This is a genomic window from Acetobacter cerevisiae, from assembly GCF_001580535.1.
Classification (GTDB): Bacteria; Pseudomonadota; Alphaproteobacteria; order Acetobacterales; family Acetobacteraceae; genus Acetobacter; species Acetobacter cerevisiae.
Genome location: NZ_LHZA01000157.1, coordinates 248,666 through 263,788, shown reverse-complemented (window position 1 = coordinate 263,788; position 15,123 = coordinate 248,666). Strand labels below are relative to the sequence as shown.

Annotated in this window: 16 protein-coding genes; 11 read left to right on the top strand and 5 right to left on the bottom strand. The window is 58.2% G+C overall.

Annotation, left to right across the window (positions count from 1 at the left end; genetic code table 11):
• Positions 1-17 precede the first annotated feature (17 nt).
• Positions 18-860, top strand: a complete 843-nt coding sequence (locus AD928_RS14090) for a sulfurtransferase (RefSeq protein WP_062251138.1) — start codon at positions 18-20, stop codon at positions 858-860.
• A 3-nt stretch (positions 861-863) separates the two neighbouring features.
• Entirely contained in the window at positions 864-2,075 is a 1,212-nt protein-coding gene (gene metC / locus AD928_RS14085; protein WP_062251137.1) for a cystathionine beta-lyase, read from the top strand.
• Between the two features lie 15 nt (positions 2,076-2,090).
• Here the strand turns inward: metC and AD928_RS14080 are convergent, their stop codons facing one another.
• The 4 genes from AD928_RS14080 to AD928_RS14065 form a co-directional block, all read right to left on the bottom strand.
• Positions 2,091-3,590, bottom strand: a complete 1,500-nt coding sequence (locus AD928_RS14080; protein WP_062251136.1) for a YifB family Mg chelatase-like AAA ATPase — start codon at positions 3,588-3,590, stop codon at positions 2,091-2,093.
• A gap of 24 nt (positions 3,591-3,614) precedes the next feature.
• On the bottom strand, positions 3,615-4,868 hold the full coding sequence (gene serA, locus AD928_RS14075; RefSeq protein WP_062251135.1) for a phosphoglycerate dehydrogenase: 1,254 nt from the start codon (positions 4,866-4,868) through the stop codon (positions 3,615-3,617).
• Between the two features lie 99 nt (positions 4,869-4,967).
• The gene (locus tag AD928_RS14070; RefSeq protein ID WP_062251134.1) at positions 4,968-5,762 is read right to left on the bottom strand and encodes an inositol monophosphatase family protein; all 795 of its coding nucleotides are present in this window, start codon (positions 5,760-5,762) and stop codon (positions 4,968-4,970) included.
• Positions 5,759-6,286: a c-type cytochrome gene (locus AD928_RS14065; RefSeq protein ID WP_062251133.1), complete on the bottom strand. Its 528-nt coding sequence runs from the start codon at positions 6,284-6,286 to the stop codon at positions 5,759-5,761. Before AD928_RS14065 ends, AD928_RS14070 begins: the two co-directional genes overlap by 4 nt.
• Before the next feature lie 149 nt (positions 6,287-6,435).
• Here AD928_RS14065 and AD928_RS14060 point away from each other — a divergent pair, with 149 nt between their 5' ends.
• From AD928_RS14060 to smpB, 4 genes are read left to right on the top strand one after another with little or no spacing between them, the layout of a single operon-like run.
• Positions 6,436-7,170, top strand: a complete 735-nt coding sequence (locus tag AD928_RS14060) for a 3-deoxy-manno-octulosonate cytidylyltransferase (protein WP_062251132.1) — start codon at positions 6,436-6,438, stop codon at positions 7,168-7,170.
• Positions 7,171-7,178: 8 nt separating this feature from the next.
• Entirely contained in the window at positions 7,179-8,075 is an 897-nt protein-coding gene (locus tag AD928_RS14055; RefSeq protein ID WP_062251131.1) for a prephenate dehydratase, read from the top strand.
• 10 nt (positions 8,076-8,085) lie between these two features.
• The gene (gene dapA, locus AD928_RS14050; RefSeq protein ID WP_062251130.1) at positions 8,086-8,976 is read left to right on the top strand and encodes a 4-hydroxy-tetrahydrodipicolinate synthase; all 891 of its coding nucleotides are present in this window, start codon (positions 8,086-8,088) and stop codon (positions 8,974-8,976) included.
• 3 nt (positions 8,977-8,979) lie between these two features.
• Positions 8,980-9,477 (top strand): SsrA-binding protein SmpB, encoded by a 498-nt coding sequence (gene smpB, locus AD928_RS14045; RefSeq protein ID WP_062140253.1) that lies wholly within the window; start codon positions 8,980-8,982, stop codon positions 9,475-9,477.
• Positions 9,478-9,588: 111 nt separating this feature from the next.
• Here smpB and AD928_RS15325 read toward each other — a convergent pair whose 3' ends face one another.
• Positions 9,589-10,293, bottom strand: coding sequence for a cold-shock protein (locus tag AD928_RS15325; RefSeq protein ID WP_082779910.1), 705 nt, complete (start codon positions 10,291-10,293; stop codon positions 9,589-9,591).
• Positions 10,294-10,613: 320 nt separating this feature from the next.
• Between AD928_RS15325 and AD928_RS14035 the strand changes: the two genes are divergently transcribed.
• From AD928_RS14035 to AD928_RS14015, 5 genes are all read left to right on the top strand, one after another.
• Positions 10,614-11,660, top strand: a complete 1,047-nt coding sequence (locus AD928_RS14035) for a lipid A deacylase LpxR family protein (RefSeq protein WP_156470213.1) — start codon at positions 10,614-10,616, stop codon at positions 11,658-11,660.
• A gap of 190 nt (positions 11,661-11,850) precedes the next feature.
• Positions 11,851-12,225 carry a hypothetical protein gene (locus AD928_RS14030; RefSeq protein ID WP_231866173.1) on the top strand — a complete coding sequence of 125 codons (375 nt, stop codon included), beginning with the start codon at positions 11,851-11,853 and terminating at the stop codon, positions 12,223-12,225.
• Between the two features lie 240 nt (positions 12,226-12,465).
• Positions 12,466-13,212 (top strand): glycine betaine ABC transporter substrate-binding protein, encoded by a 747-nt coding sequence (locus tag AD928_RS14025; RefSeq protein WP_062251128.1) that lies wholly within the window; start codon positions 12,466-12,468, stop codon positions 13,210-13,212.
• Positions 13,213-13,226: 14 nt separating this feature from the next.
• Positions 13,227-14,486: a class I SAM-dependent methyltransferase gene (locus tag AD928_RS14020; protein ID WP_062251127.1), complete on the top strand. Its 1,260-nt coding sequence runs from the start codon at positions 13,227-13,229 to the stop codon at positions 14,484-14,486.
• Complete coding sequence (locus tag AD928_RS14015; protein WP_233420079.1) at positions 14,483-15,034, top strand: YdcF family protein; 552 nt, start codon at positions 14,483-14,485, stop codon at positions 15,032-15,034. The genes AD928_RS14020 and AD928_RS14015 overlap by 4 nt, the downstream gene beginning before the upstream one ends.
• The last annotated feature ends 89 nt before the right edge of the window (positions 15,035-15,123 follow it).

Here is a 15,123-nt window from a genome sequence, read left to right as displayed (position 1 = left end):
GGTCCGGGATTAAAGCTATGTTGCCCCTTATTACCGTAAAAACCCTTGCCTGTTGGCAGGGAGAAAGCCCGCTGTGTATTCTGGATGCAACAGCGCTTTTGCCCGGAGAAACCAGCAACCCGGATGAGGCTTTTCTGAAAGCCCATATTCCCGACAGTCTGCGGTTTGATATCGACCTTTTCTCCGACCCGGAAAGCACGCAGCCTCATACTGTTCCGTCTGCTGCGCGCTTTGGCCGCCTGTTTGGCGCTCTGGGCATCAGCAGGTCAACGCGTGTGGTGTTTTATGATCAGGGCAACACCGCCTCGGCGTGTCGGGGCTGGTGGCTGGCCAGATTGTTTGGGCATGATCAGGCCTTTATATTGGATGGTGGCCTTCCGGCATGGCTGCGCGACAATCAGCCAATCGCGCAGGGTGCTGCCCCTATGCCAACGGCTCAGCCCTACGCATGCCATACCCGTTTTGCGCGCCTGAAAGGGCTCGGAGATATGCTGGATATTGTTTCCGGTGCCTTGCAGCCCATTCTGGATGCCCGCTCCGCCGCCCGCTTTTATGGGGAAGTACCAGAACCACGCCCCGGTCTGGCCTCTGGACACATGCCCGGCGCGATTAATCTTCCTTACAAAAAGCTCCTTGCAGACAATGGGCAGTTTCTCGCCCCTAACCGCGTGCGGGAGATTTTGCTGGAAGCCGGAATGCCGGTGGATAAACCCGCTGTGACAACCTGCGGCTCAGGCATGACGGCAGCCGTCCTGAGTGTGGGCCTTGCGCTGGCTGGCTTTGACGAAGGCGCGCTTTATGACGGCTCATGGGCAGAATGGGGTGCAACACCAGGCGCACCCGTGACGAAAGGATCTTGAACAATGACATCTGACGCCAACGTGACACGCGGCTGGGACAAGCTTTCCTCCATGCTTACCCGCATGGGCAGACCGGAAGCCCAACCTGAAGGCACGCCCGTCAACATGGCCCTCACGCGCGGCTCCACGGTGCTGTTTCCCACGCTGAACGATATGCGCCACCAGGGGCAGAAACGCTTTGACCACGCCTATATTTACGGAGCCATGGGCACACCTATTCAGCACGAGCTTGAAAAAGCGATTGCGGTCATTGAGGGCGGGTCAGACTGTCAGGTTGTCTCATCCGGGCTTGCGGCCTGCACCACGCCGTTGCTGGCATTCCTGAATGCCGGGGACCATTGCCTGCTACCAGATTCTGTCTATAGCCCGACCCGTCGGTTTGCAGAGAACGTGCTCAAACGCTTTGGCGTGGAAACAACCTATTACCCGCCCTGCGCCTCTGCTGAGACACTGACCGGTCTGATGCAGCCCAACACACGGGTATTGTTTTCAGAAAGCCCGGGCAGCCATACTTTTGAAGTGCAGGATGTCCCCATGCTGGCCCGCGTTGCCCACGCACATGGGGCCCGACTGATGATGGATAATACCTGGGGCTTCGGCATTTTTGCACCGTTCACGCATGGCGTGGATGTCTCTATTCAGGCGCTGACCAAATACCCCTCCGGTCATTCTGATGTGATCGCCGGGGCTGTTACGGTTGCAAAGGCAGAAGACTGGCATCTGCTGCGAGATACCGCCATTCAGTTGGGCCAGCTTGCCGGGCCGGATGATTGCTGGCTGACCCTGCGCGGCCTGCACACCATGGGGGTACGTCTGTCTCATCAGGCGCGCTCCGCCATGCAGGTTGCCCACTGGCTAAAAGACCGGCCGGAAGTTGCCCGGATCCTGCACCCGGCCTTCCCCGAATGTCCGGGCCACGAAATCTGGAAGCGTGATTTTACCGGGGCAGGGAGCCTGTTCGGTTTTGTGCTGAAAGACACATTTAGCCAGAGCGCTATGGAAGCCATGATTGATTCGCTGAAGCTGTTTGGCATCGGCGCGTCATGGGGTGGGTACGAAAGCCTCGTGCTGCCAACCAGCAAAGGCATTACCCGGAATTTCCCGGCAGACCAGACCGAGGGGCCGTCCATGCGCCTGCAGATTGGACTGGAAAGCCCGGATGATCTGATTGCTGATCTGGAACAGGGGCTGAGCGTTTTAAAAGCCCACGCCTAGCAGCGCGCTGGCTGTTTAATCCTGCCCGGAGCGGAGACGAAAGGTCGCCGCTTCGGCCACATGGGGAGACTGAATTTCGGTCTCTCCCGCCAGATCAGCAATGGCACGGGCAACGCGTATCATGCGGGTATAGCCGCGCGCTGAAAAACGGAAGCGTGTTGCCACTTTCTGCGCCAGAGCCTGCGCGGCCTCCGTTATCGGCATCTGTTCCAGAGTGGCCTGCGCATTTTTCATGCCGTCATGTCGGGCATATTGCCGCTGGCGCGCGACCTGCACCCGTTCCGCTACAGGTGCACTCGCCTCACCAGACGGGCCGGAAAGATAATCCAGCGGCTCGAACGGCTGCATCGCCACATGAATATCAATACGATCCAGTAGTGGCCCGGAAAGCCGTGCCATGTAATCCTCGCCGCAGCGGGGAGCCTTACGACATTCCTTGCTGGCATCCCCCAGATACCCACACCGGCATGGGTTCATGGCGGCAATAAGCTGGAAGCGGGCAGGGTAGGTTACGTGCAGCGCGGCACGGGCAATACTCACACGCCCCGTTTCCAGAGGTTGCCTCAGGGCTTCAAGTGCTGCGCGGGAAAATTCCGGCAGTTCATCGAGAAACAGAATTCCGTGGTCGGCCAGACTAATTTCACCCGGACGCGCCTTGCTTCCGCCACCTACCAGAGCTGGCAAGGTTGCAGAATGATGCGGGTCTCGGAATGGAGGGCGTCGGATCGGACGACCGCCTTTCAACAATCCGGCGGCACTATAAATGCGCGAGACGTCCAGACTTTCCCTCTGCGTCAGGTCTGGCAGCAGACTGGGCAGGCGGGCAGCCAGCATGGATTTTCCGGCACCGGGTGGCCCGGAAAGAAGAATGGAATGGCCACCAGCCGCAGCAATTTCCAGCGCCCGGCGTCCGGTTTCCATCCCCTTGATCTCAGAAAGATCCGGCAGACGTTCAGAGGATGAGTCTGGCGCGCGTTCGGAGAAAGCCGGTGGCGTGAGAACCTGAAGACCGGTGAAATGATTAATAAGAGCCAGAAGAGTGGGCGCGCCCAGAATGGCAATATCGCCGCCGCAGAGAGCCTCTTCCGCCTGCATGGCCGGACAGATCAGCCCCAGAGACATGGCGGATGCCTCAATGGAGGCAGACAGCACACCAGCCACCGGGTTTAGCCGACCATCCAGAGAAAGTTCACCCAAAGCCGCAAAACGCGACACCTCTTCGTAGGGCAGAACTTCCATGGCGCAGAGCAGGGCAAGCGCTATGGGCAGGTCAAAATGCGACCCTTCTTTAGGGATATCGGCAGGGACAAGATTGATAACAATGCGCTTGGCGGGCAGCGCCATCCCCATGGAGGTCAGAGAGGCGCGCACGCGTTCCCGGGCTTCAGCCACAGCCTTGTCAGGCAGACCAACAATCAGAAATGCCGGGAGGCCGGACGAAATCTGGACTTCTACCCAGACAGGCCGCGCCTCTATCCCGGCGAAGGCAAAACTACGGATGCGGGAATTGATCATTCCCGCCCCCGGATCGCCATCAGATCAATGACCCTGATAGATCAGACGGGCACGAATGGTGCCCTCAAGGTCACGCAGAGCGTGCAGGATGGTGTCATCCGTATCCTTGTTTTTACCGGTATCGGCTTCCACAACCACGTAGCCGATCTCACCATCCGTCTGCAGGAACTGCGCCGTAACGTTGCAGGTCTGCTTGAGGAAGATTTCGTTCAGACGCATCATCATGCCCGGCACGTTGTGGTGCACGTGCATAAAACGGGTGCCGCGCGGGCTCTGCGGGAGCTGCACACCGGGAAAATTAACAGCGCCGAAGGTTGACCCCACATCGGAATATTCGACCAGCTTACGGGCCACTTCCACCCCAATGCGTTCCTGCGCTTCGGCCGTGGAACCGCCGATATGCGGTGTCAGAATGACGTTATCCAGCTCCTTGAGCGGCGTTTCCAGACGATCATTCGGGCCTTTGGGTTCCTTGGGGAACACATCAATAGCCGCACCCAGCAGATGCTTGTCTTTCAGAGCCTCAGCCAGCGCATCAAGGTCGACAACATTCCCGCGGGCGTTATTGATCAGGAACGAACCTTTTTTCATGGCGCGGATCTGTTCAGCGCCCATCATGTTTTTGGTTGTCGGGAGCTGCGGCACATGCAGGCTCACCACATCACTCTGGCTCAGCAGGTCTTCCAGCGTATCAACCGGCATAGCGTTCCCATGGCCAAGCTTATCCACCACATCATAGTAAATGACACGCATGCCGAAAGCTTCTGCCAGAACGGACAGCTGTGAGCCAATGGACCCGTAGCCAACAATTCCGAGCGTCTTGCCGCGCACTTCCCAGCTATTGGCGGCGGATTTGTTCCACAGGCCCTGATGACAGCCAATGGAGCCGGGGAAAATGCGGCGCATGAGCATAACAATCTCGCCCATGACCAGTTCGGCCACAGAGCGGGTATTGCTGTAGGGCGCGTTGAAGACCGGAATCCCATTCAGCCGGGCGGCTTCCAGATCCACCTGATTGGTGCCGATGCAGAAACAGCCAATGGCAATCAGACGGTCAGCGCCTTCAATTACCTCTTTGGTCAGCTGCGTGCGGGAACGGATCCCCACAACATGGACGCCTTCCAGAGCTTTTTTCAGGGCATCGCCTTCCAGCGCTCCCTTGTGGCGGACCACGTTCTCGTAGCCGCTGGCTTTCAGTAGCGCGACAGCACTATCGTGAACGCCTTCAAGCAGCAGAATGCGGATCTTATCCTTGGGGAGGGACAGTTGCGTGCTCATGAGGAATGACCATACCTGTTGTGCTGAAGCGCAGGCCTATCGCAAAATGCGGTAAATTCATAGGTCTGGCGCAGTGAATCGTTAAAATGAGCGAGCCTGTCAGCCATGCCCGGCCAGAGTGCGCACGGCCTCGGCATGCAGAGCAGGGTCGCCCGCCGCCAGCACGGTCCGGTCTCCATCCGCTCTGAGCGGGCTGCCGTCCCAAGCTGTGATTTTGCCACCAGCTCCTTCAATAACCGGCACCAGCGCGGCCCAGTCCCACGGGTTCATGTCGCACTCTGCAATCAGATCAACCTGCCCGAGCGCCAGCAGGCCATAGGCGTAGCAATCACCGCCCCATGTCATGCGCTTGGCTCGGGCTTTCAGCGTTTTCCAACCTTCATGCGGCGCACTTTCCAGCATTTCAGGCGATGTGCAGGAGAGTTCCGCATCTGCCAGACGCGGGCAGGGGCGCGTAACCGGCGCACCACCCAGCGGGGAACTGAAACGGGTCGGCTGCCCGGTCACACCAATCCAGCGCTCCTGCAGAACGGGCTGATCAATCACCCCCAGCACAGGCTGGCCGTCCCGCAGGAGCGCGATCAGCGTTCCAAACAGTGGCCGGCCCGTCACAAAAGCCCGCGTCCCGTCCACCGGGTCCAGCAGCCACCGATACCGGGCGGCGTCATTCACAAGACCGAATTCCTCTCCAAACACCCCATGGTCAGGCAGACGCTCCGCCAGAATGGCACGCATCACGCGCTCGGCTGTGCGGTCTGCAATGGTGACGGGACTTTCATCGGCTTTATCAACAACGCTGACACCCCGACGAAACCATGGCCGCACCACACATCGGGCGGCCTCGGCCATCATGATGGCTACGTCCAGAAAGGGGCTCAGATCGTCATCGCTCATGGGTTCACCTTGGGATCGGAAGAAGGAGCGGGGGCTTCGGCATCCCCCAATGTGTGCAGATACGCGATAATATCCGCGCGCTGAGCCGGGTCAGGCAGACCGACCAGAGACATGCGTGTGCCGGGTGCGAACCGGGCAGGGGACGTGAGCCAGTCCGACAAAGCCTGATCGGACCAGACATGCCCATGCTGGCTTTTAAGCGCCGCAGAATAAGAATAGTTGGAAAGCCCCGCAATTCGGCGACCTGCTACGCCGGAAAGATTAGGCCCAACGCCATCGGACGCACCCTCATTCACAGCATGGCAACTTGTGCAGACCTGATGGACAAGCGCATCGCCTTTTTCAGCATCCGCATGCGCCATGAAAGGGGCAATAGGTTTATTGTCCAGACCGGGGAGAGAAAACGCAGGTTTTGCGGGGGCCGCCTCAGGCACAACGGCTGAGCCTACAGCGCTACACATCCATACGGACACGCCGGAAAGCAGAAAGGCTGCGCCCAGCCGGTTGAGAAACATGCTGTCCATACGAGAAGCCGGGTCCTCCGGTTGCGTTTGGCTCACGCCTTTTCTAGACTGCGCGCCGCTTCCTGTCATGCAGGGCGCTGTGCCAGTTTCGGCAGCGTTTTCACACTGTTTCCAAGGCTATATTCCGTGCCGTATTCCAGAGCAAGCTGATGATCTCCCCGCTTGTCATCATCCCCGCCCGGCTTGCCTCCACACGCCTGCCCGGCAAACCACTGGCCGATATTGCCGGACGCGCTATGGTTCTGCGGGTTCTGGATGCCGCGATTGCTGCGGATGTCGGCCCCGTTGCCGTTGCTGCGGCGGATCAGGAAATTTGTGATGTGGTGACACAGGCTGGCGGTCGCGCCGTGCTGACAGACCCGGACCTTCCATCGGGCTCAGATAGAGTCTGGCAGGCAGCACAAGAGCTTGACCCTGAGGGCGAGCACGATGTGATTATCAATTTGCAGGGAGATCTGCCGACGTTTTCCCCGGATGATCTCCGTGCCGTAATGCGCGTGATGCCTAACCCGGCCTTCGATATTGGCACGCTGGTAGCTCCGGTCCTCTCGGAAGACGAAAAACTGGCTGCGTCCGTAGTTAAGGTTGCCTGCCATTTTGACGCAGATACACCCTGCGCTCCGGCCCTGTATTTCTCCCGCACCCCGATTCCGTGGGGCGAGGGGGTGCTGTGGCACCATGTCGGTGTTTACGGCTGGCGACGGGAAGCGCTGAAACGTTTTGTATCCTTGCCGGAATCGGGCCTTGAACGCCGCGAGAAACTGGAGCAGCTTCGCGCTCTGGAAGCCGGGATGCGCATTGGCTGTGCACGCATTGACGCAGCCCCCTTTGGTGTGGATACCCCGGCGGACCTGGAACGGGCCCGGCAGCATTTCAAGGCATGACACACGCAATGACTGATAAGATCATCGCCTTTCAGGGGGCCCTGGGCGCCTATTCCGACCTCGCATGTCGCACAGTTAAACCCGGCTGGCGCACGCTACCCTGCAAGACTTTTGCCGGGGCCATAGAGGCTGTTCATACCGGCCGCGCGGATCTGGCCATGCTGGCCTGTGAGAATAGTCTGGCAGGGCGCGTGCCGGATATTCACACACTGCTGCCGGCCTCGGGCCTGCATATTGTCGGGGAACATTTTCAGCGCATTGAACACTGCCTGCTGGGCGTTCCCGGTGCCAGACTGGAAGATATCAAGCGCGTCCATACGCATCCCGTCGCCATGGGGCAGATCTGCAATCTGTTGCGTGAGCGTGGCCTGACGCCGGTTACGGAGTTTGATACGGCAGGTGCGGCAGAGCTGGTAGCACTGTGGGGCAAAAAAGAGGAAGCCGCAGTCGCCTCCGAACTGGCAGCAGAGCTGAACGGTCTGGAAATTCTGCTCAAAAACGTGGAAGATGCGAAGCACAACACCACGCGCTTCTACATCGCCTCCCGCACGGCGGAGCGCCCCGCCTGCGGCACCCCGCATGTGATGACGACGTTGATTTTTAACGTCAAAAATATTCCCGGTGCGCTCTATAAGGTGCTGGGAGGTTTTGCCACCAACGGCCTGAACATGACGCGGCTGGAAAGCTACATGACAGGCGGAAGCTTTGCCGCAACACGCTTCCTGATGGACGTAGAAGGCCATCCGGAAGAAGACCGGCTGGGCAAAGCTTTGTCAGAACTTGAATTTTTTGCCGAGAACGCCGAAATTCTGGGCGTATACACGCAGTCGCCTTTCCGGCGGCACATGACCGGCGCTCCCTCTGAAGACCAGACTTCAGGGCACGCAGACGCCATTTCGGGATAGACGACAGCTCATGTCAGACACACGCTTTACAGGCTCCATTACCGCTCTGATCACCCCGATGAACCGGGATGGCAGTCTGGATTTCACGTCCTTTGAACATCTGGTGAACTGGCAGATTGAAGAAGGCACATCCGCCCTCTGCGCCATGGGGACCACGGGGGAAAGCCCGACCCTGTCGCATCAGGAGCATCACGAAGTTATCGAACGCGCCATCAAGGTTTCTGCTGGCCGCGCGCCCGTGATTGCAGGCGCAGGCTCCAACAGCACGAGTGAGGCGGTTGATCTGGCGCGTCACGCTGAAAAAGCCGGGGCTTCTGCGGTGCTGGTCGTCACGCCGTACTATAACAAGCCGACACAGGAAGGCCTTTATCGGCACTTCATGGCCGTTGCGGACGCAATTTCCATTCCGGTCGTGCTGTATAACATTCCGGGCCGCTCGGTGATTGATATCAGCGTGGAAACGATGGCCCGACTGGCACGCCATACCAATATTATTGGTGTGAAAGATGCCACGGCCAATCTGCTGCGCCCACTGCAGGTGCGCCGCGCCATCAGCAAGCCTTTCAATCAGCTTTCTGGTGAAGATGGGACGGCCGTCTCCTTCCTCGCAGCAGGGGGTGACGGCTGCATCAGCGTAACCTCCAACGTCGCTCCAGCTCTCTGCGCTCGTGTTCAGGCCGACTGGCAGGCAGGTCGCGTAGCAGACGCCATCGCCACACAAGATAAGCTCCTGCCGCTGCATGACGCTCTGTTCTGTGAAAGCAATCCGGCACCGGTTAAATATGCAGCCAGCCTTCTGGGTCTGGCCGGAGAAACCTGCCGCCTGCCGCTGGCACCGCTCACCGAACCTTCACGCCGACTGGTCAAAGCGGCGCTGATTGATGTCGGGCTGCTGAACTAAGCCATGGCAAAGAAACCAGCAAAGGCGACCATGATTTCTCATGGTATTGCCGCACAAAACCGCAAGGCGCGCTTCAACTACACCATTACGGAAACCATTGAGGCAGGTCTGGTCCTGAAAGGGGCTGAGGTCAAAAGCCTGCGTATGGGCCGGGCGACGATTGCTGAAGCCTTTGCTGCGGAACGCGATGGGGAGTTATGGCTGCTCAATAGCTATATCCCGGAATATCAAGGGGGCGTTCTGTCTCGCTTCGATACACGCGCACCGCGCAAGCTGCTCCTGCACCGCAAGCAGATTGAGAAATTTCTTGGTGCTGTTGCGCGGGAAGGGGCGACGCTGGTTCCGCTGGACATTCACTTCAACGCTCGTGGCTGTGCGAAAGTGACACTCGGCTTGGGTGAAGGCAAAAAGAGCGTGGACAAGCGCCATGCGATTGCGGATCGGGACTGGCAGAGAGACAAGGCCAGACTGCTACGCAACAAAGGGCGCGGAGACTACTAAGCCCCGCGCCTCTCTCCTTGGGAAGCAGCAAGCTCCACCTACCCAAGAGGCAGGCATAAAAAAACCCCGCACAAGGCGGGGTTTTCTCGTTTTATACGGTTTGTATAAAACTTAGTCTGCGTCGATTGCAGCGGCTTCCGGGCCTTTCTGACCCTGAACAACCTTTACATTCGTGACCTGACCTTCGTTGAGGCTAGCCAGACCAGAGCGCTCCAGAGCAGAGGCGTGAACAAAGATGTCCTTGCCGCCGCCATCAGGCGTGATGAAGCCGAAGCCTTTGGTCGCATTGTACCATTTTACGGTACCGCGCACTTCTTCAGCAGAGGAAAGATCCGCGGCCGGACGCGGAGCGCGACCACCAAAACCACCAGCGCGCGGTGCACCACCAAAGCCACCGGGAGCACGCGGGCGTTCCGGCTGAGCTGTGCTTTCGTCAACGGAAATGACTTCTGCAACCTGACGGCCCTTCGGACCCTGACCGATGCGCACGGACAGAGTGGCACCGGGGCTTACGCCGTCGTGACCAGCCTGGGACAGGGCATTGGCATGCAGGAAGACATCGCCGGAACCATCAGACAGTTCAACAAAGCCGAAGCCTTTTTCGCTGTTGAACCATTTAACAGTCGCTCCGATTTCCGGACCGGAAGCGATAACCTGCGGGCCGCCACCTCCTGCGGGTCTGCGCGGAGCGTATCCGCCACGGTCACCACCGCCAAAAGCGGGGCGTTCGCCATAGGAAGGCGTTGACATAAAATCATCGTCAAATCCGCCGCGGCGCGGAGAACGAGAGCTGCGGTCGGTCCTGTTACTTCTCAACGGTCTTGATCCTGGAGCATGGAGAAGGCATTTGCTTCTCCAGATATTGAAAAATGGGCAGAGTGGTCTGCAACCACACCCAATCATGGCTTACCATACCGGGTGTGGCGTCGCTATAGAAAAGCATGAAATCGGGCCGGGTTTCATCTCTTTTCCAAGCTATAACATTTTTGTGACAATCAAAGCGTAAATAGAGGCTGACTGAACATCCTGCAAAGCGGATAGCTGGGAATCAGGGTTTCTTGTTGCAGCGTAATCAACTAAAGAAAATAAAACTGACTCTGCATTGGCAGAACGAGAGGAAAGCTATGTCCGCCGTCATGAAATTACCCCACGTGAGGTATATTGCTGCCGCAACCCTTATGCTGGCTGGTAGCGCTCTTGCTTCTCGCTCTGCGCATGCAACGCCCTTGCAGGACAAGCAGGGCACTTGGACTCTGCAGGGAGAAAACGACGCCGTTTCCACCCTGAAAGGCACGTCTGACCAGTACTATACCAGTGGCCTGCGGCTGAACTGGACGTCTGGCACCGATACGCTCCCCACACCCATTGCCGCCATCAACAAGGCAATCTGGGGCAATGGGGTGCAGCGCATCAGCATGGGCCTGCAACAGATGATCTTCACCCCGCGTGATACGCAGTCCGGCAGCCCGTGGGCCCCCGGGCAGCAGCAATCAAGCCTTCTGCGGGACCGTCCGTATTCCAGCCTTCTGCTGGGCACCATCAACCTGATTAATGATACAGACACGACACGCAGCGTGTTTGGCATTCAGGGCGGTGTGATGGGGCCAGCTGGCCTGGGGCGTCAGCTTCAGAATGGCTTCCATGGCGCCATTGGGGACACCAAAAATCAGGGCTGGAAGCATCAGCTCCAAAACCAGCCTATTTTTCAGGTGCAGGGTGGGCGGACCTGGCGTCTGCCGCTGGTCAACCTTGGCCCGGTCCAGTTTGATACGCTGCCCTCAGCTGCCGCCGCGATTGGTGATTACCAGATCTACGGCAAAATCAGCGACATGATCCGCTTCGGGCAGGGGCTTGATAGTGACTTTGGTGTGCCGACCATTCAGGCCGCCGGCACCGATGGTACAGATGCCTATAAGGCGACACGCCCCGTTGCCTGGTACTTCTTTGGCGGGGTGACTGGTGAGGCCGTGGCGTATGATGCGTCCCTCGAAGGCAACACCATGCGCGGCAATTCCCTGCACGTGAACAAGAAATGGGATGTGGGCGAAATTCACGCAGGCCTTGCGGTCATGTTCTATGGCCTCCGCGTGTCCTACAGCCAGGTCTGGCAGACTCAGCAGTTTGATGGCGCAAAATCAGGCCTCTTCAACTACGGGTCGCTCATGGTTTCAGCGAAATTCTAAGGAGAGTGATCACAAAAAGAACAATTGCTTAAAAAATAGGCATTAATTTTCTGTAATTGTTCTTTTTTTGTGGTTTTTGCGCAACTTTATGAAGTTTCTGCCTCATTCTGAGGCGCAGATCCACGTTTTAGCTTGGCGTTAAGGAAACCGTCCTTTTACATTTGAACACAGAAAGACCCTCTGGTGTTCGATGGAAATGGAAATTCTGATGCCGCGTAAGAATGATGCCTCATCTGTCAGCAATGTTATCCCGTTCCAGATGGAAATCTTGTCGGGCCACCGGGAATACCTGTCCCGCTGGGTTCATGCCGGACACCCGATGGGCGTCTGTGATGCCGACATCTTTTCCGTCGAGCAGCGGCAGGCTGGCGTATCTTCTGGCTACGTTCTGATCTGGGTGCGGGAAACTGCAGACCCTGCCTACAAAATCTACTCCCGCGGGAACAGCTGGGTGGTGATGGACGCTATTCGGGAAAACGTTCTGGGCCAGTTCCGCTCTTTTGCGGACGCCCTGCACATGGTGCGCCCGGTACTGCCCCGCCCGGAGAAAATTGTGGCGGCATGACATAAAAAGTGGCCCCATACCGCCGCGCTTTCTCCTCAAACACGGTCTTTTTCTGTAACACTCTGATGCGCCCGCATCAGGGTGTTTTTTATTGGCGTCTCTCCTTGTCGCAACATGGCATCAGGGTGGCGCTGCGTGCCACAAGAAGAGCAGTAAAGCGATTTCAGGGATTGCACATCCGCTCTTCTCCTGCTGCAAGGTCTCAGCAAGACCTGCAAGCCTGACCTTAAGGAAGATGATATGACGACGATAACTCTCGCCCACCCAGACTCAACAGTTCATGAGGCGACAGCGGCGGCTATCATCCGGGTTCTGGAAGCGAATGATGTGGAGCCGGAGATTGTCATCGGCCCGAAAGCTGCTCTGGCAGACATGCTCAAAAATGGTGAAGTCGATCTTTACGTTTCAGCATGGTTGCCGGAAGAATCTGACCTGCTGGCACCGGGCGTCACCCCCCTTGGAAAGCTGTTCCAGCCCAGCGCATGCTGCTGCATCTCGCGCGAGGAGGGGCCTGTTGTCTCTCTGAGCGACGTCGCGCAGGGCGGGCCAGAACTTTCCCGCACCATCATCACCCCGGCATCTCTCCAAAAGCATGTTGAGCAGATGCTTGCAGATTACGCGCTGGCAGACGCAGGATTTACCCTTAACGTCCTTCCAGATGAGGAAGCTCTGGCCTCCATTACGGCAGCATTGAACAGTAAAGAGTGCATCCTCATGCCGCTCATCCAGCCTTGCTTCCTGTTTCATCAGGGCGGCTTCCGCATCCTGTCCGACCCTAAGGGCAGCATGGGAAAAGAGCAGGAAGCCCGCATGCTGATGCGTCCCGGTCTTGCTGACGACATGGATCAGGATTTGCAGGATGAACTGGATGAACTGATGCTGAGTGTGAAAGTGATCAGTGCCATGGATTTCGCCATGCGCACAGAAGGCCTGACAGCGGATGAAGCTGCCGAGTCCTGGCAGCGAGGTAAACTGTTGCCGCGCTAAAGGGGAGACTGCGCATGACAGACCACACCAGCACCGACACGCGGGATACTGAACTGGCGGCGCAGTATGAAGCGTATCCTTACCCCGAGCGAAATCCCCAGGATGAGGCCAAACGGCTGCTGATTGGCAGCCCGAGCCATCTGCGCGAAATTGATTACTGGGTGTTCGGGGCGCAACGCCCCCGCAGCCAGCCACTCCGCGCCCTGATTGCCGGATGCGGCACAGGGGACGGGGCCATTATGCTGGCCACCCAGATGGCGCGGGCAGGCAGGCCGGGAGAAGTCGTCTGCGTCGATCGTTCCCGCCACGCTCTGTCCATTGCGCAAGCCCGCGCCCAAGTGCGCGACCTGAACAATATCCGCTTTGTGGAAGGCTCTCTGACCGCATTGAATACGCTTGATCTCGGGCTGTTCGATTACATCGATTGCTGCGGTGTTCTGCATCATTTACCTGATCCAGATGCAGCCCTTGCCGGACTGGAAGCCGCCCTCGCGCCCGGTGGCGGCATGGGGCTAATGGTCTATGCCCCATATGGCCGCACCGGCGTTTATATGTTGCAGGATGCTCTGGAAGAGCTTGCTCCTTTTGATGAAAAACCAGCCACCCGGCTGGATATGGCCAAGCGCGTGATGCGTCACCTGCCGGCCACGGCATGGCTGCGACAAAATGGAAATTTTGGAGACCATCTGAGCGGTGGGGATGCTGGCCTCTATGACCTGCTCCTCAACCCCAGAGATCGCGCTTACACGGTCGGCGCCTTTCTGGATCTGCTTGACGGGGCCGGGCTCGAAGCTTCCTGCCTGATGGAACCAGCGCGCTATGATCCGGCTCTGTTTCTGCCGGACCCGAAGGTGCGGGCACGCATTGCGCAGCTCCCCGCACGGGAGCAGGCCATGGTTGCGGAATCTCTGACAGGGAACATGGCAACCCATGTGGCGTATGTTGTGCGCAAAGGCACGAGCGTCACGCGAGCCGATGCATCCTCATTTGATGCGGTGCCGATCATGCGGGAAATTCCAGGCATTGAGCTGGCTAAACAGATGCGACCGGACCACACGCTGCCGTTCGCATTCGGGACGCTGGTTGTGCCCATTCCTTTGCCGCCGCAGGCGCGTGGCCTTCTGCCGCTTATTGATGGGGAGCGCACCGTGGGCGATCTGGCCGCCATTCTCGCAGCACGCGGTGTGCCGGAAAACAAATTCCGCACAGTCTGGCAGGAAACCTTTCATACGCTGGAACGCCTGAACCGCGTGCTTCTGCTGCCGCCCGCATGATGCGTACGCCTGAAACATCGGCAAGCAAGACCCATAGGCAGGCGGTGACGCCAATTCTCATTTTCGGAGCGGCACTCCGGGCTGACGGCACGCCATCGCCAGCCTTACAGCATAGGGTGCTGGCCGCTGTGCAGTTTGGAGTGAAGCAGAACGCGCCGCTCTACCTTGTAACCGGTGGCGTGCCCCGCAAGGGTTTGACGGAAGCGACCGTCATGCGCAGATTGCTTCTGGAGGCCGGCGCTTCCCCTGAGGCTATCCTTGAAGACCATGCTGCGACGGATACATTTGACTCCGTTGTAAACTGCACAAAAATCCTGAAAAAACAGGGCCTTGCAGATCAAACTCTCGCATTGGCCACAAGCACATACCACATGCCGCGCTGCCTTTTGCTGATGCGTCTGGCTGGATGGTCCGTGCAGGCCGTGCCGTTTCCATTCCCGGCAACCGGGCGGAAGAGCGTGTTTCGAACTGGCCTGCGCATCGGGCATGAAGTTCTTGCCAGCCTGTGGGATGCTTTTCTGGTCTTGTGCTGGCGTATTGTGCGCTGAGCACGGGCAGCGTATCTTTCATGCCTCTCCTTTCAAACAGCACTCCATGAACTGCGTTTGATCTGATTTCAGCCTGACAGGCTTGAAGA

What these genes read in the sequence shown, in the direction of transcription:
- AD928_RS14090 (WP_062251138.1), top strand. Translation starts at nt 18, where the DNA reads ATGTTGCCCCTTATTACCGTAAAAACCCTTGCCTGTTGGCAGGGAGAA.
- metC (WP_062251137.1), top strand. Translation starts at nt 864, where the DNA reads ATGACATCTGACGCCAACGTGACACGCGGCTGGGACAAGCTTTCCTCC.
- AD928_RS14080 (WP_062251136.1), bottom strand. Translation starts at nt 3,590, where the DNA reads ATGATCAATTCCCGCATCCGTAGTTTTGCCTTCGCCGGGATAGAGGCG.
- serA (WP_062251135.1), bottom strand. Translation starts at nt 4,868, where the DNA reads ATGAGCACGCAACTGTCCCTCCCCAAGGATAAGATCCGCATTCTGCTG.
- AD928_RS14070 (WP_062251134.1), bottom strand. Translation starts at nt 5,762, where the DNA reads ATGAGCGATGACGATCTGAGCCCCTTTCTGGACGTAGCCATCATGATG.
- AD928_RS14065 (WP_062251133.1), bottom strand. Translation starts at nt 6,286, where the DNA reads ATGGACAGCATGTTTCTCAACCGGCTGGGCGCAGCCTTTCTGCTTTCC.
- AD928_RS14060 (WP_062251132.1), top strand. Translation starts at nt 6,436, where the DNA reads ATGATCTCCCCGCTTGTCATCATCCCCGCCCGGCTTGCCTCCACACGC.
- AD928_RS14055 (WP_062251131.1), top strand. Translation starts at nt 7,179, where the DNA reads ATGACTGATAAGATCATCGCCTTTCAGGGGGCCCTGGGCGCCTATTCC.
- dapA (WP_062251130.1), top strand. Translation starts at nt 8,086, where the DNA reads ATGTCAGACACACGCTTTACAGGCTCCATTACCGCTCTGATCACCCCG.
- smpB (WP_062140253.1), top strand. Translation starts at nt 8,980, where the DNA reads ATGGCAAAGAAACCAGCAAAGGCGACCATGATTTCTCATGGTATTGCC.
- AD928_RS14035 (WP_156470213.1), top strand. Translation starts at nt 10,614, where the DNA reads ATGAAATTACCCCACGTGAGGTATATTGCTGCCGCAACCCTTATGCTG.
- AD928_RS14030 (WP_231866173.1), top strand. Translation starts at nt 11,851, where the DNA reads ATGGAAATGGAAATTCTGATGCCGCGTAAGAATGATGCCTCATCTGTC.
- AD928_RS14025 (WP_062251128.1), top strand. Translation starts at nt 12,466, where the DNA reads ATGACGACGATAACTCTCGCCCACCCAGACTCAACAGTTCATGAGGCG.
- AD928_RS14020 (WP_062251127.1), top strand. Translation starts at nt 13,227, where the DNA reads ATGACAGACCACACCAGCACCGACACGCGGGATACTGAACTGGCGGCG.
- AD928_RS14015 (WP_233420079.1), top strand. Translation starts at nt 14,483, where the DNA reads ATGATGCGTACGCCTGAAACATCGGCAAGCAAGACCCATAGGCAGGCG.